Annotated in this window: 20 protein-coding genes; 7 read left to right on the forward strand and 13 right to left on the reverse strand. The window is 61.9% G+C overall.

From position 1 onward, the window contains the following. Positions 1–29 precede the first annotated feature (29 nt). The 4 genes from AC3WOG_RS29560 to AC3WOG_RS29575 all read right to left on the reverse strand — a co-directional run bounded on the left by AC3WOG_RS29560 (position 30) and on the right by AC3WOG_RS29575 (position 6,985). Positions 30–977 (reverse strand): OmpA family protein, encoded by a 948-nt coding sequence (locus AC3WOG_RS29560; RefSeq protein ID WP_492581361.1) that lies wholly within the window; start codon positions 975–977, stop codon positions 30–32. Positions 978–981: 4 nt separating this feature from the next. Continuing rightward, positions 982–1,971, reverse strand: coding sequence for a type VI secretion system-associated protein TagF (tagF, locus tag AC3WOG_RS29565; protein WP_492581362.1), 990 nt, complete (start codon positions 1,969–1,971; stop codon positions 982–984). Continuing rightward, the gene (gene tssM / locus AC3WOG_RS29570) at positions 1,968–5,858 is read right to left on the reverse strand and encodes a type VI secretion system membrane subunit TssM (RefSeq protein ID WP_492581363.1); all 3,891 of its coding nucleotides are present in this window, start codon (positions 5,856–5,858) and stop codon (positions 1,968–1,970) included. Before tssM ends, tagF begins: the two co-directional genes overlap by 4 nt. Before the next feature lie 281 nt (positions 5,859–6,139). Continuing rightward, positions 6,140–6,985: a M15 family metallopeptidase gene (locus AC3WOG_RS29575; protein ID WP_492581364.1), complete on the reverse strand. Its 846-nt coding sequence runs from the start codon at positions 6,983–6,985 to the stop codon at positions 6,140–6,142. A gap of 124 nt (positions 6,986–7,109) precedes the next feature. On the opposite strand from AC3WOG_RS29575, the gene AC3WOG_RS29580 reads away from it, so the two are divergent. Continuing rightward, complete coding sequence (locus tag AC3WOG_RS29580) at positions 7,110–8,036, forward strand: hypothetical protein (protein WP_492581365.1); 927 nt, start codon at positions 7,110–7,112, stop codon at positions 8,034–8,036. 153 nt (positions 8,037–8,189) lie between these two features. Here the strand turns inward: AC3WOG_RS29580 and AC3WOG_RS29585 are convergent, their stop codons facing one another. Further along, positions 8,190–9,098, reverse strand: coding sequence for a LysR family transcriptional regulator (locus tag AC3WOG_RS29585; protein WP_492581366.1), 909 nt, complete (start codon positions 9,096–9,098; stop codon positions 8,190–8,192). Positions 9,099–9,222: 124 nt separating this feature from the next. On the opposite strand from AC3WOG_RS29585, the gene AC3WOG_RS29590 reads away from it, so the two are divergent. Further along, the gene (locus AC3WOG_RS29590) at positions 9,223–10,281 is read left to right on the forward strand and encodes an SDR family oxidoreductase (protein WP_492581367.1); all 1,059 of its coding nucleotides are present in this window, start codon (positions 9,223–9,225) and stop codon (positions 10,279–10,281) included. Between the two features lie 95 nt (positions 10,282–10,376). Further along, the gene (locus AC3WOG_RS29595; RefSeq protein WP_492581368.1) at positions 10,377–11,522 is read left to right on the forward strand and encodes a nucleoside hydrolase; all 1,146 of its coding nucleotides are present in this window, start codon (positions 10,377–10,379) and stop codon (positions 11,520–11,522) included. 46 nt (positions 11,523–11,568) lie between these two features. On the opposite strand, the gene AC3WOG_RS29600 is transcribed toward AC3WOG_RS29595, so the two are convergent. Continuing rightward, positions 11,569–12,525 carry a LysR family transcriptional regulator gene (locus AC3WOG_RS29600; RefSeq protein ID WP_341315897.1) on the reverse strand — a complete coding sequence of 319 codons (957 nt, stop codon included), beginning with the start codon at positions 12,523–12,525 and terminating at the stop codon, positions 11,569–11,571. A 901-nt stretch (positions 12,526–13,426) separates the two neighbouring features. Further along, positions 13,427–14,479 (reverse strand): NAD(P)-dependent alcohol dehydrogenase, encoded by a 1,053-nt coding sequence (locus tag AC3WOG_RS29605; protein ID WP_492582488.1) that lies wholly within the window; start codon positions 14,477–14,479, stop codon positions 13,427–13,429. A 318-nt stretch (positions 14,480–14,797) separates the two neighbouring features. Here AC3WOG_RS29605 and AC3WOG_RS29610 point away from each other — a divergent pair, with 318 nt between their 5' ends. Further along, positions 14,798–15,763 carry an AraC family transcriptional regulator gene (locus AC3WOG_RS29610; protein WP_492581369.1) on the forward strand — a complete coding sequence of 322 codons (966 nt, stop codon included), beginning with the start codon at positions 14,798–14,800 and terminating at the stop codon, positions 15,761–15,763. A 24-nt stretch (positions 15,764–15,787) separates the two neighbouring features. On the opposite strand, the gene AC3WOG_RS29615 is transcribed toward AC3WOG_RS29610, so the two are convergent. The 3 genes from AC3WOG_RS29615 to AC3WOG_RS29625 all read right to left on the reverse strand — a co-directional run bounded on the left by AC3WOG_RS29615 (position 15,788) and on the right by AC3WOG_RS29625 (position 17,934). After that, entirely contained in the window at positions 15,788–16,570 is a 783-nt protein-coding gene (locus AC3WOG_RS29615) for a molybdopterin-dependent oxidoreductase (RefSeq protein WP_492581370.1), read from the reverse strand. Then, positions 16,567–17,199, reverse strand: coding sequence for a cytochrome b/b6 domain-containing protein (locus tag AC3WOG_RS29620; protein WP_492581371.1), 633 nt, complete (start codon positions 17,197–17,199; stop codon positions 16,567–16,569). Before AC3WOG_RS29620 ends, AC3WOG_RS29615 begins: the two co-directional genes overlap by 4 nt. 102 nt (positions 17,200–17,301) lie before the next feature. Then, positions 17,302–17,934, reverse strand: coding sequence for a hypothetical protein (locus tag AC3WOG_RS29625; RefSeq protein WP_492581372.1), 633 nt, complete (start codon positions 17,932–17,934; stop codon positions 17,302–17,304). Between the two features lie 174 nt (positions 17,935–18,108). Between AC3WOG_RS29625 and AC3WOG_RS29630 the strand changes: the two genes are divergently transcribed. Beyond that, the gene (locus AC3WOG_RS29630; protein ID WP_492581373.1) at positions 18,109–18,780 is read left to right on the forward strand and encodes a heavy metal response regulator transcription factor; all 672 of its coding nucleotides are present in this window, start codon (positions 18,109–18,111) and stop codon (positions 18,778–18,780) included. Further along, entirely contained in the window at positions 18,777–20,177 is a 1,401-nt protein-coding gene (locus AC3WOG_RS29635) for a heavy metal sensor histidine kinase (RefSeq protein WP_492581374.1), read from the forward strand. The genes AC3WOG_RS29630 and AC3WOG_RS29635 overlap by 4 nt, the downstream gene beginning before the upstream one ends. A gap of 18 nt (positions 20,178–20,195) precedes the next feature. Here the strand turns inward: AC3WOG_RS29635 and AC3WOG_RS29640 are convergent, their stop codons facing one another. The 3 genes from AC3WOG_RS29640 to AC3WOG_RS29650 all read right to left on the reverse strand — a co-directional run bounded on the left by AC3WOG_RS29640 (position 20,196) and on the right by AC3WOG_RS29650 (position 22,644). Further along, positions 20,196–20,615, reverse strand: a complete 420-nt coding sequence (locus AC3WOG_RS29640; protein ID WP_492581375.1) for a VOC family protein — start codon at positions 20,613–20,615, stop codon at positions 20,196–20,198. A gap of 43 nt (positions 20,616–20,658) precedes the next feature. Then, positions 20,659–21,000 (reverse strand): zinc ribbon domain-containing protein YjdM, encoded by a 342-nt coding sequence (locus tag AC3WOG_RS29645; protein ID WP_492581376.1) that lies wholly within the window; start codon positions 20,998–21,000, stop codon positions 20,659–20,661. Positions 21,001–21,147: 147 nt separating this feature from the next. Further along, positions 21,148–22,644: a sensor domain-containing diguanylate cyclase gene (locus AC3WOG_RS29650; RefSeq protein WP_492581377.1), complete on the reverse strand. Its 1,497-nt coding sequence runs from the start codon at positions 22,642–22,644 to the stop codon at positions 21,148–21,150. A gap of 274 nt (positions 22,645–22,918) precedes the next feature. Here AC3WOG_RS29650 and AC3WOG_RS29655 point away from each other — a divergent pair, with 274 nt between their 5' ends. After that, on the forward strand, positions 22,919–23,851 hold the full coding sequence (locus AC3WOG_RS29655; protein WP_492581378.1) for a 2-hydroxyacid dehydrogenase: 933 nt from the start codon (positions 22,919–22,921) through the stop codon (positions 23,849–23,851). Positions 23,852–23,862: the final 11 nt, after the last annotated feature.

The following is a 23,862-nucleotide window of genomic DNA, read 5'->3' on the forward strand; positions in this document are numbered from 1 at the left end:
TTTTTTAAACACATCGCGCAGGCAACAACTCAGGACCCCGCACGAAACTCGATTCGCCGATTCCTCGCCCGGCCATCGTTCGTATCGTTCGATGCGATGGGCTGATCCGGGCCGACGCCCGTCGTCGTCATTTGCTGGGGCGGGAGGCCCTTGGCGACCAGATAACCCTTCACCGCATCCGCGCGCGCCTGGCTCAGCGCGATATTCGACGTGCGATTGCCCGAATTATCGGTGTGGCCGATGATCGCCACCGTTCTGGTCGTCATCTTTTGCAGCACCGCGGCCATCTGATCGAGAATCGCGCGGCCTTGCGGCGTGAGCGTCGCGCTGCCGGTCTCGAACTCGATCGTGCGATTCGCCAGGGTTTGATCGAGCAGGCCCTGTTCCGATGCGCTCACCCGCAGACCGTTCCTGATTGTGTAGGTCGGATTCAGCGCATTGGCCATATCGCTCGCCAGTTGCTGGCGCTGCGATTCGTTATGCACTTCGCCTTTCACGTCGATCTGCGTGCCGTCGATCTTCAACTGGCCTTTGCTGATCTGCTTCAACTGCGGGCCGATCAGTTTTTGCACGTTGGCGGACCAGTTCGGCGGCGTCGCCACGTCGGCAACCTCGATCTGATCGACCACGTTGGCCGCGCCATAGGTATCGCGCAAACGCGCCAGCACGGCCGCCTTGGTTGCTTCGTCCGGCACCTTGCCGCCGACCACCACCTGGCCCGGCATCGCATTGGCGGGCGGCGGCGATGCGCTGATCGCACCGGTGCCTGTGCCCGTCGAGCCGCTGGCCACAGCAAGACCTGGCGCCGTATTGCCCGATGACGCCGAAGCCTGCGCCGGCAAAATCGTCGTGTGAATCGCAATGCCGCTGTTGTCGACCGGCGTGACGCGTGCCGGACCGTCATTGTCGGCATGCGCGAGGGCGCTCACCAGAAGCCCCGCCAGCAGCGCGGCGATACGCGTGGGTTTGCTCAGCATCGTGTCACTCTCCCGTGAATGCTTCGCGGAACGTGTCGATGCTGACACGCAGCGACAGTTGCGGTTGGTCGAGGTAGCTGACGAGCTTGCTGATGCCATGGTCGTTCTGTGCATGTTCGTCGATCCACTCGGGATCGTCGATATCGATGTTATGCGCCGCGTACGACTGCGGATCGACCACGCTATGCAGCGTTTTGGCCGACGCGCCGTTAAAGCCGATGATGAGCCGCTCACGCTCGGCAATCGTACCGATGAAAATTGCCAGTTCGAAATCCGCCTGCGAAACGAACGGTGCGATCAGTTCGAGCCAGAATGCCGCCACCAGGCTGCGGTAGAACGGATCGTTTGGCAGCGGCAGCGTCAGCCCGCGTTCGAGATGCGACGAACCGCTTTGCATCACCGGACGCAAGAGCGAACCGAGCGCGAGCATCGCGCCGCGCAGCCGCACCGGATGACCGCTCGCGAGCAGCATCTGTTCGAGGCCGGCGAGCGTCTGATGCTCGACGAAATCGTTGAAGGTGCCGTCGTGCGGATTGCCCGGGCCGCCGATTTCGATCGGCACCTGCGTTTCGCCGAGCGCCTGCAATGCGCCGGCCGGCTCGCTGGTGTCGAGCAACGGCTTCATTTGCGACGCGACACGAGACCACAGGCGCGCAAACGCCAGCGGACTGCGCGCCAGAAACGTCAGTGGCTTTTCGACTTCCAGCGCGGTCGCGGCAAGGAACGGAAAGCGCCGCGACGACTGGTCGTGGCTCGCCACCATATGACCGGCAATCGCCAGCTTGCTGCGCGAACCGAGGAACGCGAAGTGCATCGGCCTGGCGTTTTCGTAGACGATCTTCCAGCGCGGATCGTCAGTGAGCAGCTCCATCGCTTCCGCGATCCAGCGATCGAGCGTCGCCAGCAATTGCGGGTTATGCGCGCTCTTTACGAAGTCGCCGCGCGACGGAATCTTGCCGAAGAAGGCGATTTGCGCCTGCACGGTTTGCGTCATTGCGCACCCCCAGTATTCGAAACCGCGGCGGCGGCCGTGGCCGGCCGTACCGCTTGCGAAGCCGGCGCAGGTGCGGGCGAAGCGCCCGTTGCACCCGTTGCGCCGCTGGCCGTCGCGTTGACTGAATTAGCCGCCGCGCTCACATCCGCCACCGACGACGGCAGCCGCAAGCCGCGCAGGCTCTGTTGTTGTGGCGCATCGCTGCCACTGCCGCCCGATGCCTGCGAGGTGCTGATGATGCGCATGCTGACCGCCACCGTCACGTTGCCTTGCGTCCACGACAGATCGAAGGTGCCGTCCGGACGGCGCTTGCGCTGCGCCGAGTTGATCAGCTTCTCCAGACCGTAGCGGCCCGGCTCGTTGACCAGTTGCAGCGTGCGGCCGTCGAAGGTCGTTGCGTTCAACGTCGCGCCAGGCGAGCCCGACGGATTCGGCCACACGAAGTTGGTCCACTGCGGCGGCGTATTGCGGTAACGCAGTTGCTGGCCGTCGATCGCGAGCGTGTATTCCGTCGTACCGCTGCTCGGCTGCGGCAGGATCTGGAACACGGTCTGCGGTTCGGACGAGCTTTGAGCCGAGCTCGCCGCACCGCCTGCAAGCGGCGCCACCCAGCGCGCGAAGCCGCTGGTGAAGTCAGGCGTCAGCGCGAGGCCCATATCGCCCCACGTGCGAGCGGTGAGCGTGTCGCCGCGGCGCACCGCGAGCGGCCCGAGGGTGGTACCGACGAACTTCGCGATCGCGCCGTCCGGCCCGAACACCTGGGCGATTTCGCCGGCGCCGGCTTCGACCTTCGCATCGCCCGAGAACGGATACTTGCTCGCCAGCGACCCCTGGAAGGTCTGGTAGACCTGCGCGTTCCACACCTTGTTGACTTCGACGCTGGCCGGCTGGATCACCACCGCGTACGCCGCCATCAGCGGGCGCACCAGCAGCGGACGCAGTGCCTTGCGTTGCGAATCGGTGAGGCCGGTGAGCATCTGCTCGTCGACGTATTTCAACGAATCGGCCAACTCGGACCCGCTGCCGTCGAGCGTCTGCTGCATCAGCTGGCGCGCGCCCGGTCCCGGATCGCCCTGGTTCTTAATGACGTTAAAGCGCGTGCGCACCTTCGAGAGCGTATCCATGTAGCCTTTCAGCATCGAACCGTTGTCGCCGGTGACGACGATGCGGCCCAGCGCCGAGAACTCCTGGCCGATCGGACCCATCGGCATGTCGACCGGATTGCCGTTGATGTCGATGTTGGCGTTGATCTGACCGGTCGGCGCGCGCGAGAACCAGTTCCTGAACCAACTGGTGACGCCGGTTTGCGCGCGCTTGAGGCCCGCGTTGAAGAGCGACGGGTTATCCCACGAGGTCTGGTCGTATGCGGTTTCGAGCACCTTGCGGATCGGCGAATCCTGCGGATCGCCGAGGCGGTTCATCGCATCCACCGCCTGACCGAAGCTGCCGAAGCTCTGCACGGCAATGCCCTGCATGAACTTCTGCCAATGCATCGCGTACTCGGTCTTGTACATCGCCACGAGCGCTTTCTGGATCTGCTCGGGGCTGCCTTCGAGCGTCAGATCGTCGTGCGCGGAGGTGTTGAGCACCCAGTCTTTTGCCTGCAATTCCTTGGTCGCGGCATCGCGGATCGCCGGCTGCACGTACTGGAACCACGCCTCACGCGTGAAGGTGCCGGGGATCGCATAGCTGCCCGCCACCAGCGCCGTATTGTTTTCGCCGACGATGCGCGCGATGGTCATCGGCGCGAAGCGGGTCGACGCACGCGCCTTGATTTCTTCGTAGACGCGCTGACGTGCCGGCATGCCGCGCACCACACGGCGCAGGTTTTCACGCGTTTGATCGACCAGTGAGAGGTTTTGATCGATCATCGGCCAATCGTCGTCGGAAACGCGCGACAGGTAGAACGTGATCATGCGCTCGGCGCTGCGGATCATCTCGTCGCGAGGCATGTTGCCGCGATTGGTTTCGAGCCAGCCGCGCCAGAAGCGCGCGACCTGATCGGTCAGGTGCGCGGTTTCGACGTGACGCTTGTCGCTGAGCATCAGGTAGGTCTTGAGCGCGTTGTACGCGTCTTCGACGTTGGTCGGCGACGCATCGCTATACAGACCGCCCTGGCTGTTCGCCGCCATCGCCGTATGCGCGGACACGGGAATCGCGGCGGCGTCCGGCGTGCGGTTCAGCGGTGCGAGCTGGTCGGGATGCGCGTTGACGTCCTTCAGGAACGACGCGAGATTCTGCGACACCGGGTCGAGCAGGATCTGGCGCACGCCGTTGTAATACTGGGTAAGCAGATGCTGTTCGAGCCGATCGCCCTGATACAGGCCGAGCGACACCGCGAGCGGCTTGTCGCGGCGGAACTGTTCGAGCTGGTCGATACGGTCTTCGAGAATGTCCATCGCCTGCAAGCGCGATTGCAGATCGTTGCGGTTCTGCTGCAAGCGCACCACGTTGTCGAGGTCGGCCTGCACGTTCGCCGTCAATTGCTGGTTGCCGATCGTCGACCACGTCCAGCCGCCGAGCGCCAACGCGAGCACCGCGACGAAGCCGAAGAACGTCGCATAGCGCATGCGCGTTTTGGCGGGACTGGCGAACTGCTTGACCGTCTGACGGTCGGCAAAAATCACCTTCGAGAACAGGTCGCGCAGGAAGAAGCCGTTCTTCGAGAACGCGCTATGCGGCTTGGGCAGGCTGTCGGTGCTCAGGCCGAAACGGTTGGCGATGCGGGTGGCGGCAGCGCTGTTGGTTTCGCCTTCCTGCAAGGCGCTGGTGAAGTAGAAGCCGCGGAAAATCGGCTTGTGCTGGAACGGGTTGTTTTCGAACAGCGTCGCGAGGAACGCGCGCAATGCGGGCTTGACCGCCGAGAATTCGAGCGGAAAGCTCAATTGGCCCGGCGAGAGCTTGTTGCCGCGGTTGATCGACATCTGCGCGACGCTGATTTCTTTCAGACCGTCATACAGCGCTTCGAAATGCTCGTCGAACAGTCCCACCACGTCGCGCTTCTCGTCCGGCTCGTAGGGCAGGGTGGCGCCCCAGACGCGGTCGTATTCGTGACGGTCGCTGCCGCTGAAGAACTCGGTGAAGCCGGTAATCAGGTCGGCCTTGGTGAACATCACGTACACCGGCGCGAATACTTCGAGCTTCTCAGTCAGTTCCTGAACGCGCTGGCGCAGATTCTTCGCGAGGTTGATCGCGAACTCCGGCTTGCTGCTGGTCAATTCCGCAATGCTCGCCGTCACGATGATGCCGTTGATCGGCGCCTTCGGCCGGAAACGCTTGAGCAAACCGAGGAAGCCGAGCCACTCGGTGCGATCTTCCTCATGCACGGAATAGCGGCCGGCGGTGTCGAGCAGAATGCCTTCGGTCGTGAAGAACCAGTCGCAATTACGCGTGCCGCCGATGCCGTGAATCACCGCGTTGTTCTTGTCGGCGAACGGGAATTGCAAGCCGGAATTCAGCACGGCGCTGCTCTTGCCCGCAGCCGGGTTGCCGATCACGATGTACCAGGGCAGTTCGTAAAGCGCCGAGCCACCTGATACCTGGCCGATCTTCGAGGTCTTGATGGTCTTCACCGCATCGACGAGGCGCGTGCGCAGCACGTCGAGTTCGGCTTGACGCGCGGGCGTCGGCGCGGGTCCGCTTTCGGTCTGCTTTTCGGCTTGCTGTTCGAGCATTTCGCCGAGCTTGTTATTCGCGCGCCGTGCGCGCAGGCGGCGCGCCAGCCAGACCAGCAGCCATAGCGCGATTACCGCGCCGAGCACGATGGCCGGCCACATCAGGTCGATCTGCAAGGTATCGGCGCCGATGAACAATACGGCAGCGAGCGCGAGCAAGCCGATGATCGAGAGCGTGCGTGGGTGGGTCAACACGTTGAGAATGCGTCGCATAAGCCGTTCAGGTCTTGGTGATATGTGTTGTGGCGCGTGGTGTGGCAAACAACATGGCGGGCACACCGGTCCGGTCCGCGGGCACGATCAGGGCAACGCGTTTGAAAGTAAATGAAAGCATGAGTCAGGCGAAATTGAATGCGGACGAATTGTTAAATCCGGAGTTGACGGCCCCGAGGATCGCAATTCCGGCAATGCCGTTATGCTTACGGCATTGCCGCCTTTCGCCAGAAAAATTGATTGAACGCCCCATTGCCAACCTCTTTATTGCCCGCTTCGCCTTAATGGCCGCGTCCCAGCACGAAGCCGGGTTTGTGATATTCAACGTGCCCGAGATCCATCATTTTCCAGCGGCCGCCCCACGTCAGACCGACCTGTTCGGCCGTCTGTCCGTATAACTGATAGCCTCGCATGGCCCAGGGATCTTTTTCTGAAATGACGAGCTTGCCGTTGCGCAAAAACGCATTGTCCGCGGCAAGACCGTATTGGTGATAGCTCTGAAACGCTGCGGCATTGGTGACGTTGCCCCCCATTTGCGCCAGCCGGTTTTGCCGCTCCGGACTGCGATAACCTTCCAGCAATGCCATTTCATACCCGTACTGCTCGTGCATGATTTTGTAGACGAGCAATAAACGCGTCCTGAAGTCGGCGTCGAGCAAATTCCAGTCGCGGCTCGCATCTTTTAGCGCGGGTCGAATCTGCTCGACTTCCTGCGTTGCGAATACCTCCGGCGGCAGCGGCGGCGGGGGCACGAGCTGTTCGCCATTCAATAACGCAGCAATTTTCTCGTCAGGTACCCGTGCAGTGTCATCGAATTGGAATAATTGCCGGCCGCGTAATGCCAATGCCACCAATGGCGGCGTCGCAAGAATACCTGCGGTGGTAAAAATCAGCAAGCGCCGCTTCGCCAGTAAATTTTGCATATCGATCACGGTCGATTGCGAAATTTTTGCCGAGCGTGCTAATTGACCGCGAGCGCGCGATGCGCCTCGCGATGCCCGGCGCATAACACGGCCATGAATATCGAGCGCGGCGCCTAATAAAGAGGCGCGTACCGCCGGCAATAGCAGCATTGCGGCGATCACGACAGCGATGGCGAAATAGGCAACAAGTACAACGGCAATCAAAGGCGACCCCGGAAATTGGAAACAATTGTATTTTGTAAAGCTTGCTCTTAGAATCAGGCCTGCTCGGAGACGAGCCGGAACGTATTATCACGGCGAATTAAACCAGGATTCAATGAGACAGTGAATGAGTGCGCCGGACAGTTCGAATTCCAAAGCCCCGCCTAGCCTGTTATCCGATAAAGCTAAAGGCGCTGATGGCAATGGTTCGCGGATTCTTGCGAACCTCGAAGGCCGCGTCGCGCCGCCTACGGATAAACCACGCCGGTCAAAAACGCCGCTCGCGCTGGTCGCCTTGCTGGTGATCGCCGCCGGTGGCTGGGGCGCGTGGCATCTGCAGCAGCGTACGCAGACTGAAGCGGTAGCGTCGGCTACGCCGGCCGCACCGAATCGTGCGGAGAAAGCCGCGTCGGCGTCCGGTGCGAGCGGCGCCGTGCAAGTCACCGCGAAAGCGGCGGCCCCGGCTGCTGCGTCATCGCAGGCGGCGACCATCGTCGCCGAGGACAGTGACAACCAGGCCAAGCCCGCCGCCGCCTCCGCAAGCGGGGACGGCAGCCGCCTGTCGCGCGCGCTTGCCGACGGTGCCGAGCCGAGCAGCTCGCCCACACCTGTTGCGTCAGCAACGGCCGCGTCGGCTGCGACTGTGCCCGCGGCGAAACACGGCAAACCTGCAACGGCTGTCGCCAGCAATACGAAGCATGAAACCGCGGCGGCTCACGGCAAGCACGCGAGCGCGCCGACCGAGGTCGCTCAAACGAAGAAACCACGCACGGCTACCGGCAACGGTAAGGCTTCGAAAGATGATTCGGATGCCGATCTATTGGCGGCGTTGGTGGCGCGAACCAAACCGGCCGACGTGAAAGCGGCTGGCGGCGACACCACCAAGGTGAGTGCTTCCGCGGCCCCCGGCAACGCAAAGCTGGCCGAGCGGGTGAAGGAGTGTGGCCAACGCGGTTTCTTCGAAGACCAGTTGTGCCGCTGGCGCGTGTGCGACGGTCATTGGGGTAAAGACCCTGCATGCCCGGGTGCGTCAGCGCAGGTACGCCAGCCTTGATAGCCTGAAACGCGCGTCTTGATGGCGCGCTACTTGAACAGGAAAGTCGCCGGGGTAGGACCGATCCGGCGGCGTGCCTCGTGTCCTGCGGGCCTCTCGCCGCCAAACTTGCCGCTCTCGTCGCTCATCTGCATCGGAAAATGGATGCGCGTGTCATTCAACGCGCATCCGCTCCACCAGAAAGTCGAGCAACGCGCGCACACGCGCGGGCAGATGGCCGCCCTGGCCGAGATAGAGTGCGTTGACCGGCTCGCTGTCGCCGGGATTGAACGCTTCGAGCAGCACGACGAGGCGGCCGGCGGCCACGTCTTCACGCACCTGAAAGGCGGCAAGGCGGCCGAGTCCCACGCCGGCCAGCACCAGTTGGCGCAGCGTTTCGCCGTCACTGACCTGCGCGTTGCCTTCGACCGGCACGTCGATCCTGCGTTGTTCGCTGTCGAGCAACCGCCAGCCGTTTGCAGCCCTTGCAAAACCAAAGCCGAGCCGGTTGTGCGCGGATAAATCAACGGGAGTCTGCGGTGTGCCATGGCGCGCCAGATAGGCCGGCGCACCGACAATCACCATTTTTGCATCGCCCAGCTTGCGCGCCACCAGTTGCGAATCCTTCAACGGACCGCTGCGAAGCGCGACATCGGTGCGCTGCTCCAGCAAGTCGACGACCTGATCGGTCAGCACGATATCGAGCGTGATGTCGGGATGCGCTTCGAGAAACGCCGGCACCAGCGGCAGCAGGTAGTGCCGTCCGAGCGGCACGTTCGCGTGCACGCGCAGACGGCCGCGAAGCGTCGCGCCGGTGGCCGCGCCGCGCTCGGTTTCGTCGAGTTCGGCGAGCACACGCACGCCGCGTTCGTAGAACACGCAGCCTTCGGGCGTGAGTTGCAGATTGCGCGTTGAACGGTTCACGAGGCGCGCGCCCAGCCGGGCTTCGAGCCGCGCCACCAGTTTGCTGACTGCGGACGGGGTCATTCCCAACGCGCGCGCCGCTGCCGAGAAGCCACCCAGTTCGACCGCACGCACGAACACTTCGAGTTCGCCGGAACGGTTCACATCCAAACGTGCCATCGTGAGTTCAATTCACAGGTGATATGCCATCCGGCAGTCTACCGAAAGCGCTGTCGCGCCGATATCTTTCAGTTACCGCACGGCGTGGGCCGTCGCAACGAAAAGTTTTATCGGGAGCATGACAATGAACGTAGCAAAGAAAGTCGCTCTGGTAGTGGGCGCACAGGGCGTGATCGGCCGCAATCTGGTCGATCAATTGGCAACACTCGACGACTGGGCGGTCATTGGCCTCGCGCGTCGCGGGGGCGCGGCAAAGGAGCGGGTGCAGTACATCGCAGTCGATCTGCTCGATCCCGTCGACAGTCAGGCCAGGTTGCGCTCGCTCGATCATGTCACGCACGTGTTCTACGCCGCCTATCAGGATCGCCCGACCTGGACCGAACTGGTGCCGCCGAATCTGGCGATGCTGGTCAACGTGATCGATGCGATCGAACCGGTGGCGGCGGGCTTGCAGCACGTGAGTCTGATGCAGGGCTACAAGGTGTACGGCGGCCATCTCGGCCCCTTCAAGACGCCGGCGCGTGAGGACGACGCGCACTTCATGCCGCCTGAGTTCATGTTCGACCAGCAGACGTTTCTCGAGTCGCGGCAAAAGGGCAAACGCTGGAGCTGGTCGGCGATCCGGCCTTCGGTGGTGGGCGGCTTTGCGCTCGGCAATCCGATGAATCTGGCGGTGGCGCTTGCGGTGTATGCATCGATGTCGAAAGCGCTCGGCTTGCCGTTGCGTTTTCCCGGAAAACCCGGTGCTTATGACAAGCTGCTCGAAATGACCGACGCCGGCTTGCTTGCGCGCGCAACTATCTGGGCTGCGACCGAGCCGCGCGCCGCAAACCATGCGTTCAATATCAACAACGGCGATCTGTTCCGCTGGAACGACATGTGGCCGAAGATCGCCCGTTATTTCGAACTCGATGTGGCGCCGCCGCTGCCGATGTCGCTCGATACGGTCATGGCCGATAAAGAGCCCTTGTGGAATGCAATCGCCGCGAAACATGGCTTGCAGGCGGTGCCGTATCGAGACGTCTCGTCATGGCGTTTTGCCGATTTCGTTTTCTCGTGGGATTACGACATGTTCGGCGACGGCTCGAAAGCGCGGCGCTTCGGTTTTCATGAATTTATCGATACCGAAACGATGTTTATCGGTATTTTCGATGATCTCAGACGAAGGAAGCTGATTCCATGAATGACGCATTAAACCTGACGATTTTATTTCGTCATGTTTACGTCTATGATGGACTCCTTATTCATGAAACGCGGCAGTATGAAAAGGGGACATCAGTGAAGCGAATGTTCGTGGCATTGACGTGCGTGGCAAGTGTGGCGGCCGTCTCGGCGCTCTCCGCGTGTGGTGGCAACAATCTCAATGCACAAGCCGATCCGCCTAAAGTCATTATCGATAGCGACTACAACACACTGAGCGACGACGGCCAGCTCGGCGTAATGGCCGCGCAATTGCAGGCGCAGGGATCGCTGAAAGTACTCGGTATTACGGTGGTATCCGGCAATCAATGGCTTAAGCAAGGCGTAGCCGACGCGTTGAAATCGGTTGAACGGCTTGGCGTCGAAAATCAGATCGGCGTGTATGCGGGCGCCAATTATGCGTTATCGCATGATTTCGCCACTATTCAGGCCGAGCTGAAGCAATTCCCTGGTGGTGACGGTTATCTCGGCGCATGGAATAAGCCGGAGCCGAAATCGGACAGCGACCTGATTGCGCCACCCGACGGCTTCGCCACTCACACCACGTTGCAGAGCAGGAGCGCGGTTGATTTCATCGTCGATTCGGTCAAGCAGTATCCTGGTCAGGTGACGATTCTGGCCATCGGGCCGCTGACGAATATCGCGCTCGCTACGCGTCAGCATCCCGAGATCGTGCCGCTGATCAAGCAGATCGTCTACATGGGTGGCGCGATCGACGTGCCTGGCAACACAACGCCTACCGCGGAATTCAACTGGTGGTTCGATCCGGAAGCGGCCAGGACCGTGTTGCGTTTGCCGATCAAACAGGTCGTGGTGCCGCTCGACGTGACGGATACGGTGAAGATGGACAAAGCGCTGTACGACCGAGTTGCGCACGATCCGACCAGGCAGACCATCATCACGCAACTGTTCAAGACATTGAACGGCTATGGTTTCGACGGCAAGAACGGCTTCGAAACAAATCCGAACTACACGACGAACATCTGGGACACGCTGACGCTGGCGTACCTGATGCATCCGTCGTTCGCCACGCAGACGGAGGATGAATGGGTGGATGTGGATATGAGCTTCGGCGCGAATGACGGCAAGTCAACGGGTTATGCGAGTTCGCCGCCGGCGGGTTTGCGGAAGATGACGATCGTCAAACGCTTCGACAATCCGGTTTTTTTCAATTTCTACGTCGATTTGCTGACGCGGCCGGTGCCGGTCACATTGCCGAAATGACGTACTCGTTCGGTTGCGAGCCTGCATCGAGCCCGCATAGTTGCGCTTAAGCGGGATGCAGGCCGCGCAACAACTGACGGACGCGCGAGAGGTCCTGATCGACGTGCTCGGCTTGCTCGAACAGTTCCGCGAGCCAGTCGACGAAGGCCCGCACGCGCGGCGACACGCGGCGATTCTTCACATACGCGACCGAGACCGGCATGGGCACCGGTTTCCATTGCGGCAGCACTTCGCGCAACTGTCCCGAGTCGAGGTAGGGCTGCGCGGCGATTCGCGCGGGCTGTATCAGGCCCAGGCCTTGCAGGCCGCAGGTCAGATAGGCCTGCTCGTCGCTGACTTTGACGAAGCCTTTTACCTTTACATTCTGCGCTTCGCCATCCACTTCGAAGTCGAAGTCCACTTCGCGGCCGGTGTGTGGCGACATGCAATTTACCGCGACATGTTCTGTCAAGTCGCTGAGATTCAGCGGCGTGCCGTGACGCGCAAGATAGGCCGGACTTGCGCATGTCACGTGCTCGAGGGTTCCCAGCTGGCGCGCGATCAGGTTCGAGTCTGGCAATTCGCCTAGCTGGATACTGCAGTCGACCGCTTCGGCTATTAGATCCACTGCGCGGTTGCTGATGCCGATGGCCAGATCGAGGTTAGGGAAGCGGGCGTGGAAGTCCTCCAGCGCCGGGAGGACGAGGACGCTTGCCACGGCACCGGGCATTTCAATGCGCAGACGACCGGTCAGGTTGTCCGTTGCATGGCGGAGGCTCGCTTCCATTTCGTCGATGTCGGCGAGGATTTGCGCACAACGTTCGTAATAGGCGGCGCCTTCCGGGGTGATGCTCAGGCGCCGCGTCGTGCGGGTTAGTAGGGCGGTGCCTAGCATTGCTTCCAGGTTCTGGACGATCGTTGTTGCTGTCGCCCTCGGGATGTTTAAGGACTCCGCTGCGCGGGTGAAGCTGTTTGTATCCACGATACGGATGAAGGTGCGCATTGCAGTTATTCTGTCAATCACGGTTCAACTCCATTTGGTTTGGGGTTTTGCCTTTGCGGTGGCTTTCTCTTTTTTGCCTGCGCGGCGCTTTTTGTCTGTGCTTTTTCGGTGGTGCCTTTCCTTGTTTTCTTATTGGTTTATTAGCGTTGCCCCTGTGCGGGGGAGCACCTACTTTTCTTTGCCGCCGCAAAGAAAAGTAGGCAAAAGAAAGCGGCTTTACACCGCCAGCTTTGAAGCGGGTCCCCTGGCTTGGAGGAGGCAGTGGAGCATCTGGAATCGGTGTTCTCGCGCACTCCGCGCCGGTGACAAGGCAGTCATGCTTCCGGCGGCGCTGCGCGCGCCGTAGCGGTACTTCACAAAACCGCCCGCTGGTTTCGGCGCTCGGCGATACTTCGTCAAACCGCCTGGCGGCTTCGGGTCTCGGCGTTCGGCATTACTTCACAAAACCGCCCGCCGGTTTCTGCGGCGACGTTTCGCCCGGTGTGGTGCCTCGCATTCCAAAGTTCCGGCGCCTCACCGAGGCGAAGCCGATGGCCCCACCAAACCAAAAACGAAGCCACTGGTTTGCCCGGCGGACCGTTCCGGTAAGCACGCAGTGCGAGGCGGGAAGGATGACTGCCTTGTCACCAGCGCGGAGTGCGCGAGAACACCGATTCCAGATGCACCACTGCCTCCTCCAAGCCAGGGGACCCGCTTCAAAGCTGGCGGTGTAAAGCCGCTTTCTTTTGCCTACTTTTCTTTGCGGCAGGCAAAGAAAAGTAGGTGCTCCCCCGCACAGGGGGAACGCTAATAAACCAATAACAAATCAAGGAAAGGCCAACGCCGCAGGCGAACAGACAACGAGCGCCGCGAAAGGCAAAAAAACCAAGAAAGAACCCACGCCGCAGGCGCAAAACCACCCCGCTGCGCGGGCAAAAAAAAACTACTTCCGGAGGGAATCCAGATCAATCACAAACCGATACTTAACGTCACTCTTAAGCATCCTCTCGTATGCTTCATTAATCCCTTGCATAGGAATAACTTCAATATCAGAAGTAATCCCGTGCTCGCCACAGAAATCCAGCATCTCCTGCGTCTCGGCGATTCCGCCGATCAACGACCCAGCAAGCCGGCGACGCTTAAAGATCAAATTGAACACTTGCGGCGATGGATGATCATGTTCAGGAGCCCCGACCAACGTCATCGTCCCATCACGTCGAAGCAAATTCAAAAACGGATTCAGATCATGCGGCGCAGCCACAGTATTCAGAATGAGATCGAAGCTATTCAGATGCGCTTGCATCTCTTCCGGATTCCGGGAAATAACAACCTCATGCGCGCCAAGCCGCTTGGCATCCTCGATCTTCGACGGCGACGTCGTGAACAACACCACATGCGCGCCCATCGCGCGGGCCAGCTTCACGCCCATGTGACCCAGGCCGCCCAGGCCAACAATCCCGACTTTCTTGCCAGGACCAGCACCCCAGGTCCGCAGCGGCGAATAAGTCGTAATCCCGGCGCACAGCAACGGCGCAACACCCGCCGGGTCGAGATTCTCCGGCACACGTAGCGTGAACGCTTCGTCCACCACCAATTGCGTCGAATAGCCGCCGTAAGTGACCTGTCCGTCCACACGGTCCACGCCGTTATACGTGCCGACGAAACCGTTCTCGCAATACTGTTCGAGACCTTCCTCGCAACTCGCGCACGTGCGGCACGAATCGACCAGACAACCCACGCCCACCAGATCGCCTGCCTTGTATTTCGTCACGTCCGCGCCAACCGCGGTCACGCGGCCGACAATTTCGTGGCCCGGCACGACCGGATAAACCGTGTTCTTCCATTCGTTGCGCGCCTGATGCAAATCGGAATGGCACACGCCGCAAAACAGGACTTCCATCTGCACGTCATGGGCGCGCAGTTCGCGACGCTGAAGTTCGAACGGGGCGAGCGGCGCGGTGGCGTCGGTCGCTGCATAGGCATAAGTCGTGCTCATGGGTAACTCCAGCAAAGAGGGTGATGTCACAAGGCGCCGACGATGGCGACACGCGTCGCCGATGCGCCAATCCTTGTCAGGAACCAGGATCACGGCGCCGGCGGCGGCCGACAAATTCACCGAATGAGTGAATCGCCAACCGGGCCCGGCGCAGCGCGGAAAAAGATGATCCGGCAGGGTTCCCATAGTAGGAGCCGGGAGCGAGCCCGGGAATACCTGAATGTCTTGAAGATTTGCCTAAAACTCCTGGCGAGCAGCGCGGTAGGATGTTTGGTGCTAAATTTCAAGCACTATTCTCTCCTGCGTCACCATATCGTCATGTCCACACCTGCCGTTGAACCCGCTTCCGCCAATCCCGATCAGCAGCGTCTGGTCGCGCTGTTCGATGCGCTGGCGCCCGTCGATGGCGTCACGCGCTCCAGTCTGGAGGGTGTCAGTCTGCTGCGCGCCAGTCGCCCGATGCAACGAAGGCCGGTGCTTTACGAGCCGAGTATCGTGATCGTCTGCCAGGGCCGCAAGCGCGGTTTCATCGGCGAGCAGGTGTTCCAGTACGACGCGCAACAGTATCTCGTACTGTCGGTGCCGCTGCCGTTCGAATGCGAGACGGAAGCGAGCCCGGAAGAGCCGTTTCTCGGAATCTCGGTACGCGTCGATCTGACCATGGTGGCGGAGTTGCTGATGGCGCTGAACGAAGCGCAAGGCGCCGCGCAGAACGAGCCGCTCGGCATCTATTCGACGCCGCTCGATCCGGCCTTGAGCAACGCCGTGCATCGTCTGATGGAAGCGTTGGCCTCGCCGCTCGATGCGCGCATTCTCGCGCCGGGCGTCGTCCGCGAAATCTGTTACCGCGTGTTGACCGGCGAGCAGGGCGATGCGATTCGCGCAGCGCTCACGCATCAGAATCATTTCGGCCGCATCGCCAAGGCGCTGCGGCGCATTCATGCCGACTATCAGGGCCAGCTCGATGTCGATACGCTAGCCGCCGAAGCAGGCATGAGCCTCGCCGTGTTTCATGCGCAGTTCAAGTCGGTGACCTCGACATCGCCGATGCAGTATGTGAAGACCACGCGCTTGCATCACGCGCGTCTGTTGATGGTGCAGGATGGTTTGAACGCGGGCGCGGCCGCGGCGCGTGTCGGTTACGAAAGCGCGTCGCAATTCAGCCGCGAGTTCAAGCGCCTGTTCGGCTTGAGCCCGGGCGAAGAAGTCAAACGCATGCACACCGCGCCCGACGCGCCGCCGCGCGTGGTCAAGCCGGTTGCACGATACGTGACGGCTGTATAAACGAAGCACGCACTCGCTCAAGGTCTATAAACCGCTGAACCAGTTATACCCCTGGTCTTCCCAGTAGCCGCCGGGATTGGTGTTGGTGACGAAGATCGCTGCGATGTGCTTCGGATTCTTGAAGCCGAGCTTGGTCGGCACGCGCAGCTTCAATGGATAGCCATACTTGGCGGGCAGCGGCGCATCGCCGAAATCGAGCGTCAGTTGGGTTTGCGGATGCAGCGCCGTCGCCATGTCGAGGCTCGAGTAATAGCGGTCCGCACATTTGAAGCCGACATAGCGCGCAGTCAGATCGGCGCCGATGCGTTCGAGGAAGGTGCGAAACGGTATGCCTCGCCATTGCCCAATCGCGCTCCATCCTTCAATGCAGATGTGGCGCGTGATCTGCGAAGTCTGTGGCAACGCGCGCAGTTGATCGAGAGTCCACGTGCGTTTGTCCGACACCAATCCCGACACTTCCAGCTGGTACGTCGAGCCGTCGATATCCGGCGCGTCGAACTCGGGGTAGAACGCGTTGAACGGAAACGGGTTGGTAATCTCGCTCGCCGAATAGGTCGGCGCGAGCCTGTTACGGTCGAAGAGCCACGCTTGCACGCGATCGTTCCAGCGCGACATCGCCCACAGCACCTTGTCGACCGAATCGCCGTCCTGCATGTTGCAGCCGGACAGCATCGCGAGTGCGCCGATCGACAGCGACGAGCGCAGGAACAGGCGCCGCTGCAAGCGCTCGATTTGCGGCTGATGGTCGGCTGGAACAATGCGCTTTTCGCGCACGCCTGTTGCGCCTGTCGGTTCAGATGTGCTCATGCCCGGGTCCCTTCGTGCGCGGCGTGTTTGGCGCGGCCGGTCAACATCGGCAGCAGTGTGCGCGGCACCAGCAGCACCAGCGCCAGATGCACGACGACAAACCCGACCACGCCCGCCATCGCGACAAAATGCACGCGCCGCGCGAAATCGAAACCGCCGAATAGCGCGCTAAGCCACCAGAACTGCACCGGCTTCCAGATCGACAGTCCCGATGCGACCAGCAGCACGCCGAGCAGCAACACGAACAGATAGAGCGCGCGCTGCACCGCGTTATATTTGCCGGTATCGTGCGGCAGCTTGAATTGCATCGCCAGCGCCGCATCGCGCACTACATCGCGCGGACGAACCGGCAAGAGCCTGCGGCGGAAATGCCCGCGGCCGATGCCATACGCCAGATAGAGCAGGCCGTTCGCGCACAGCAGCCACATCGCCGCGAAATGCCAGGCAATCGAGCCGCCCAGCCAGCCGCCGACGGTCGCCCACAGCGGAAACCTGAACGGAAAGAACGGCGACGCGTTGTAGATCGCCCAGCCGCTCATCACCATGCAGACCATCGCAAACGCGTTGATCCAATGCGTGATTCGTACGAAGAGCGGATGGACGACAAGGCGCTTTTGCGGTTCAGGCATGGTGGACGGCGCTAAGCGAAGCCGACGAAGTCGGAGAAATCGGAAACCGCGCCGTCGTGAGCAACGGAGGACGCGGCCGTTTGAATAACCGGTCAAGCCGTATTACATCGGCGGCGTCAGACCATGCTCACCTGCGGAGATGAAGTTCGCCGCCAGCGAACCGTCGGCTTCCTTGTGCGCGAACAGCACGACTTTCGCGCCCGGCACCAGCAATGAGCGGTCGCCCGCTTCGAGGCTGACGATCGGCACGTCTTGCGGAATCACGATCTTCTTCTCGCCGTCCTTGTACTTGACGGTGATCGTGCGGCCATTGCTGACCACCAGCGAGCCGACCGTGCCGTTGGTCATCGTGCTGTTCGAGCCCAGATCCCAGGGGCGGTGACCCTCGCCGGCGCCGCGCATGCTGGCCGGGAACACGTGCACTTCGAGCGCCTTCAGCGTGCCGTCGGCTTGCGGGATGGCGGCCGTGCCGACATAGCTGTCCGGCTTGATATCGTTCACGTTGGCGATCGCGACGCCGCGAATCGGCGTGTCTTTAGCGAGCTTCACGTCGACGTCTTTGCCGTCGCGCGTGTGAACCTTGAGCAGATCGTCCGACAGCGACGTGACCGTGCCGCGCACGCCGGTGGGCGCGGTGTTCTGGGCTTGCGCAGCCGGTCCTGCCGCAAGCAAGGCGCCGGCAACGAGTGCAGGGGCGACGATGGCGCGCAGTGCATTCGCGGAAACGATCTTCATGAATCTGCTCCTGGGTGGTGAGGGATAGGGGCAGATTAAGCGAGCGGTCGGCTCCGGCGGGTGACAGACGGATGACAAAAACGTCATGAACGGCGCGTGGCGCACACGTAGAATGACCGCCATATCTACGTCCAATGCCCGGGGATCAGCGCCTGGGCTGGAGCATTCAGCATCATGAGCATCCTCGTTATCGAAGACGATCAGAAAACCGGCGACTATCTTAAGAAGGGTTTGCGCGAAAGCGGCTACGCGGTCGATCTCGCGCGCACCGGCACGGATGGCCTGCATATGGCACTCGAACACCCTTATGACCTCGTGGTGCTGGATGTGATGCTGCCGGGCATCGACGGTTGGGAAATCATGCGCACCTTGCGGGCGCGGCGCGATTTGCCGGTGATTTTCCTGACCGCGCGCGATCATGTCAGCGACCGCATCCGCGGTCTCGAGCTCGGCGCCGACGATTACCTCGTCAAGCCGTTCTCGTTCACCGAGCTGGTGTTGCGTATCCGCACGCTGCTGCGCCGCGGCGTGATCCGCGAGAGCGACGTGTTCGAGATCGCCGACCTCAAGCTCGACGTATTGCGCCGCAAGGTGACGCGCGAAGGCGTGGAGATTCCGCTCACCAACAAGGAGTTCATGCTGCTGCATCTGCTGGTGCGACGGCAGGGCGAAGCGCTGTCGCGCACCCAGATCGCGTCCGAAGTGTGGGACATGAACTTCGACAGCGACACCAATGTGGTCGACGTAGCGGTCAAGCGGCTGCGCGCCAAGATCGATCATCCGTTCGAAAAGAAGCTGATCCATACGGTGCGCAGCATCGGCTATACCTTCGGCGACGGCTCATGAAACTGTGGACCGAGCGTTCGCTGACGGCCCGCACCACGGTGCTGTTCGCATCGATCGCGTGCGTGGTAATCGGCACGCTCGGCGCTTATTTCTATCATTCCGCCGAAGTGTCGTTGCGGCAGCGCGCCGACGTGGTGCTTACCGGGCGCGTCGAGCATTTCAGCCGGATCGTGCGCGACCTGTACTCGGTCAGCGAATTGAAGAATCGGCCCTTGTTGTTCGAAACCATGCTCGGCGCCGAAGAGGACGTGCTGCTGTTTCGCAGGCCGGGCGAAGCACCGTTCATCGACGTCAACCCGGGCAAGGTCGCGGTGCCGCCTTTGCAGGCCGGCGCGGCGGGGCGATTGCCGACCCCTGCCGACATCCGTCAGACCGTGCTGCCGGACGGCGTGCCGGTTCATTGGGCGATCGCCAAAACCAAAGCGCGCGAGGACGGCACCGCAGTCGAAATCATCGCCGCGCATCCGATGACGCACGAAGTGCAGATGCTCGCTGCGTACCGCAATCGCATCGTGCTGGCGACGCTGACCGGCATGCTGGCCGCAACGCTGCTCGCCTACTATGTGCTGCGCCGCGCCTTGCGGCCGGTGCGCGAGATCGCCACACGTGCGGCGCAGATCAGTCCGGCGAGTCTGTCGGTGCGGCTCGACAGCGAGGCCGCGCCGGTCGAATTGCGCCAGCTCACGCATGCCTTCAACGCCATGCTCGACCGTCTCGCCGATGGCTATCAGCGCCTGTCGCAGTTTTCGGCCGATCTCGCGCATGAAATCCGCACGCCGGTCGGCGCGTTGATCGGCCAGACCCAGGTCACGCTCGCAAAACCGCGCGAGCCCGACGAGTACCAGCAATTGCTCGAATCGAATCTCGAGGAACTGAACCGTTTGAGCCACACCGCGGAGAACATTCTGTTTCTTGCGCATGCGGATCATGCGACGTTGTCGATCGAGCGCGAGGCGGTCGATCTGCACGGTGAACTCGCCAGGATCGCAGACTATTTCGAAGGTCCCGCCGACGAGCGCGGCATGCGCTTCAGCGTCGACGCCGAGGGCGTGGCGTCGGTCAATCCGATGCTGTGCCGGCGTGCGATTAACAATCTCGTCGTCAATGCGGTGCGATATGGCGCGTGCGATACGGTCGTGCGTTTGAGCGGCGTGCAGGACGAACAGGGCGCGACCGTGACGGTCGAAAACGACGGTGAGCCGATTCCCCGCGAGCAGTTGGACCGTCTGTTCGATCGCTTCTATCGCGCTGACGCGGCGCGCAGCGAGTTCACCGAATCGAACGGGTTGGGGCTCGCGATCGTCAAGGCGATCATGCATCTGCATGGCGGCAGCGCGCGCGTGGTGTGTCCGGTGCCGGGCGTGATGCGCTTCGAATTGCGCTTTCCGCGCGCTTAGTTGGCCCTCAGTTGGCGCTTAGTTTGACGCCGGGTTTGCTGCCGGCGCTTCCGGTTCGTGGCAACACACACAAAGCTTGTTGCCATCTGGATCGCGAAAGTACGCGCCGTAATAGTGCGCGTGATATTGCGGACGCAATCCCGGCGGTCCTTCACAGGCGCCGCCGTGAGCGAGTGCCGCGGCATGCGCGCGATCGACTGTCGCGCGGTCCGTGGCCAGCAGCGCCACCATGTGACCGTTGCCGACTGCGGCCGGCCGGCCGTCGTAGGGCTTGCCGATCAGAAACAGCGGCCGTGGCTGATCCGCGGCCATCCAGCCGGCCCAGCACGCGTTGTCATCGCGGAACTTCAGCTTCAGATTCAGCGTGTCCATCAGCACGCTATAAAAGCCGAAAGCGCGCTCGAAATCGGTAATGCCGGCGAATACGTGGGAAAGCATCGGTGCCGTTCCCCGGTTGGGTCAGGTGTGCGTTGGGCGTGCGTCAGACCTTCTTCAGATAGGCCGCCTTCAGCATGAAATTGCCTGCGTCCATCTTGCAGTCGACTTCATGATCGCCGCCGACAAGGCGGATGCTCTTCACCTTGGTGCCCATTTTCAGGGTGATCGACGAGCCTTTCACTTTCAGGTCCTTGATCAGCACCACGGCGTCGCCGTCGGCGAGCGTGTTGCCGTTGGCGTCCTTGACGACGCGGTCGTCGGCGTCGTCAGCGATGGCGGCGTTCGTCATCGGCCATTCGTGAGCGCAATCCGGGCAGACGTAGTTGTCGCCGTCCGGGTAAGTATTTTCCATGCCGCATTGGGGGCAGGCGGGGATCGTCGACATGATTTTCTTTCCAAACCGCGGCTTGCCGCGGACAATTTCAGGGCTAGCGATTATAGCGGACGGGCGTCCGGCCAAATCCGTCCGGCCAGCCGCCGACCGCCATCGCGCCCACGCGGCCTACGACCCACGTTCCAGCGCTCTGTCGCTCTATGCGCCCGAACTCTGGTGGTTCGCATAGTGCGCGCGCTTTTCCTCATACATCAGCAGATCGGCGCGCTGCACGCCGGCTTCAAGCCGATCGCCGCGCTGGCAGGTCGCCGCGCCCATCGAAAAGCTCAGCAGCGAGCCCGGATAAAACTGATTGTTCAGATCGACCAGTTGGCGGATCGCATCGATCATCGCGGCGCCGCCGCGCTCGTCGGTATCCGGCATCAGGATCGCAAACTCGTCGCCGCCGATGCGCGCTGCATGGAACGGCGTATCCATCGCCTTGGCGAGCACCTCGCCGGCGCGCCGTAGCAGCGCATCGCCGGCGGCGTGCCCGAGTTGATCGTTCACGCGTTTGAGGCCGTTCAGATCGGCCATGACGATCGTCACCGGCCACGGTCCCTTGCGCTCCAGCCGGTTCAGTTCGTCCACATAAAAGGAGCGGTTGCGCAGCTTGGTCAGCACGTCGTGTTTGCCGAGAAATTCCAGATACGCCTCGGCTTTTTTGCGCGCCGTGATGTCGGTAAGGGCCACCAGCACCAGGTCCCATGCGCGTTCGTGACCGGGCAGCACCGAAAATTGCAGGTGCACGTGCACCTCGTTGCCGTCGAGCGAATAGTTGAGTACTTCGCGCTGCTGGAATAGCTTGCCGTCCCACAGGTCGATCAATTGCTCGCGGAAATGCGGGCGCATGTCGTCGCGGAATACGTCCGGCAGGCGTGCCAGCAACGTTTTTTTGTCTTTCGCCGCGAACATCTCCAGCGTGTGCTGGTTCACATCGAGCACGTGAATTTCCTGCATGCAGCGTTCGACAAACTCGGGGTGCACGTCGGTGAACACGCGAAAATCGCTGATGCCGGCCGAGCGTGCTTCGTCGAGCAGGCGCTTGACCGCGCTGAAATCCTCCACCCACAGCGATACCGGCGAATGTTCGAACAGGCCGCGCACATACTGTTCGGCAAGCGTTACGCGATGCCGCGCGCCTTCCAGTTCGGTAATGTCTTCGACCGAAACGAGCACGCGGTCCCAGCGTTCTTCGTGGCCGGGCAGCACGGCGCCCTTGAGCAGCACGTCGAGCCGCCGTCCGCCGAGCGTGTAGTTGACCGTCTGACTCGTGAACTGCGATTGCCCGGCCCACAACTGGCACAGTTCCTCGAGGTGAGTCTTCAGCATGTCGTCGCGAAACACCGCGGCAAGATTGCCGTTGAGCGCGGCGAAGTCGGCGGCTTCGAATTGCGTCAGAGTCTTCTGATTGACCTTGATCACGCGAATGCTATGTGCGCATTCGGCGACGCGGCTCGGGTCTTCGGCGAAATGCGCGCGCAGATCCGTGACGCCCTGCGCCCGCCACGTGTCGAACAATGCGTGTACGCCGCTGAAGTCTTCGAGCCAGAGGGAGACGGGCGCGAGTTCGAACATCTCGGAGTCGTCCCCCAAGGGGACTTCCTGCGGGGCGTCGTTGGCGGGCACTGGGCCGCGCGGGAGGGTATCCAGCATGAGGGTCCCGTGGTCGGAGTTCGGGCTATTTTAGGACGGCTTGGGTCCGGGATGCAGAAAGACGCGCCACGAAGCGCATTTACGTTGCTCCACCCATGAGAATAACGGCGCGACGGCGGCGGACTTTAGAAGGCTGAAGACGGTTGATGCGTGGGACCCCACGCAGGCACCTTCGCTCCCGATGCGAGTCTGCGCGCCGCCGTACGCCTTGTTAAACTCACGCCTGTTGCACGTGCTGTCCAAACCTCCCGTTAATAAATAACGCGTCCAGGTCATGAAGCCATCCCTGCTGGTTCTGATTCACTTGAACGAAGCGAGCCGCGCCAGTGTCGAGGCCGCCTTCGACGTCGTCTACGCTCCCGATTCCACTCAGCGCGCCGCCGCGATCGCGCAGCGCGGCGGCACCGTCCGTGCCGTACTCACCAACGGTACGACCGGTCTGACGGCGGCTGAAATCGATCGGATGCCGCAGCTCGAATTTGTCAGCGCGCTCGGCGCCGGTTTCGAAAATCTGGCTATCGACCACGCCCGCTCGCGCGATATCGTGCTCGTCAATGGCGCCGGCACCAACGATCATTGCGTGGCCGACCACGCCTTCGCATTGCTGCTGGCGGTGGTGCGGGACGTACCGCAACTTGATCGGGCGACCCGCGACGGCATCTGGCGCGACGTGCTGCCGATGCAGCCGAACGTCTCCGGCAAGCGGCTCGGTATCGTCGGGCTCGGCAACATCGGCGAGAAGATCGCGCGCCGCGGCGCCGGTTTCGACATGGAAATCGGTTATCACAACCGCAAGCCGCGCGAAGGCTCGTCGCTGCGCTATGTCGACAGCGTCGTGGGCCTCGCGCAATGGTGCGATTTTCTGGTGGTGGCGACGCCCGGCGGCGCCGGCACGCATCATCTGATCGGCAGGACCGTGCTGGAGGCGCTGGGGGAAAGCGGCTTCGTGGTCAACGTATCGCGCGGCAGCGTGGTGGATACGGCTGCGTTAGCGGAGGCGCTGACCGCGAGGACGATTGCCGGCGCGGGGCTCGATGTCTACGAGGGCGAGCCGCATCCGCCCGAGGCGTTGCTGGCGCTGCGCAACGTCGTGTTGACGCCTCATGTGGGCGGCCGCTCGCCGGAAGCGATCACGGCCTCAGTGGACAATTTTCTGGCTAACGCGAAACGGCACTTTGCGGGCGGCGCGGTATTGACGCCGATCTGAAGCGGCACTCA

The sequence above is a fragment of the Paraburkholderia sp. FW306-02-B genome (genome assembly GCF_058782725.1).

Bases quoted from the DNA above. Each gene is read 5' to 3' on its own strand.
- AC3WOG_RS29620 (WP_492581371.1), bottom strand. From the start codon at position 17,199: ATGCCTGAACCGCAAAAGCGCCTTGTCGTCCATCCGCTCTTCGTACGA.
- AC3WOG_RS29590 (WP_492581367.1), top strand. From the start codon at position 9,223: ATGAACGTAGCAAAGAAAGTCGCTCTGGTAGTGGGCGCACAGGGCGTG.
- AC3WOG_RS29585 (WP_492581366.1), bottom strand. From the start codon at position 9,098: ATGGCACGTTTGGATGTGAACCGTTCCGGCGAACTCGAAGTGTTCGTG.
- AC3WOG_RS29650 (WP_492581377.1), bottom strand. From the start codon at position 22,644: ATGCTGGATACCCTCCCGCGCGGCCCAGTGCCCGCCAACGACGCCCCG.
- AC3WOG_RS29635 (WP_492581374.1), top strand. From the start codon at position 18,777: ATGAAACTGTGGACCGAGCGTTCGCTGACGGCCCGCACCACGGTGCTG.
- AC3WOG_RS29580 (WP_492581365.1), top strand. From the start codon at position 7,110: ATGAGTGCGCCGGACAGTTCGAATTCCAAAGCCCCGCCTAGCCTGTTA.
- AC3WOG_RS29560 (WP_492581361.1), bottom strand. From the start codon at position 977: ATGCTGAGCAAACCCACGCGTATCGCCGCGCTGCTGGCGGGGCTTCTG.
- AC3WOG_RS29630 (WP_492581373.1), top strand. From the start codon at position 18,109: ATGAGCATCCTCGTTATCGAAGACGATCAGAAAACCGGCGACTATCTT.
- AC3WOG_RS29625 (WP_492581372.1), bottom strand. From the start codon at position 17,934: ATGAAGATCGTTTCCGCGAATGCACTGCGCGCCATCGTCGCCCCTGCA.
- tagF (WP_492581362.1), bottom strand. From the start codon at position 1,971: ATGACGCAAACCGTGCAGGCGCAAATCGCCTTCTTCGGCAAGATTCCG.
- AC3WOG_RS29610 (WP_492581369.1), top strand. From the start codon at position 14,798: ATGTCCACACCTGCCGTTGAACCCGCTTCCGCCAATCCCGATCAGCAG.
- AC3WOG_RS29640 (WP_492581375.1), bottom strand. From the start codon at position 20,615: ATGCTTTCCCACGTATTCGCCGGCATTACCGATTTCGAGCGCGCTTTC.
- AC3WOG_RS29605 (WP_492582488.1), bottom strand. From the start codon at position 14,479: ATGAGCACGACTTATGCCTATGCAGCGACCGACGCCACCGCGCCGCTC.
- AC3WOG_RS29645 (WP_492581376.1), bottom strand. From the start codon at position 21,000: ATGTCGACGATCCCCGCCTGCCCCCAATGCGGCATGGAAAATACTTAC.
- AC3WOG_RS29655 (WP_492581378.1), top strand. From the start codon at position 22,919: ATGAAGCCATCCCTGCTGGTTCTGATTCACTTGAACGAAGCGAGCCGC.
- AC3WOG_RS29615 (WP_492581370.1), bottom strand. From the start codon at position 16,570: ATGAGCACATCTGAACCGACAGGCGCAACAGGCGTGCGCGAAAAGCGC.
- tssM (WP_492581363.1), bottom strand. From the start codon at position 5,858: ATGCGACGCATTCTCAACGTGTTGACCCACCCACGCACGCTCTCGATC.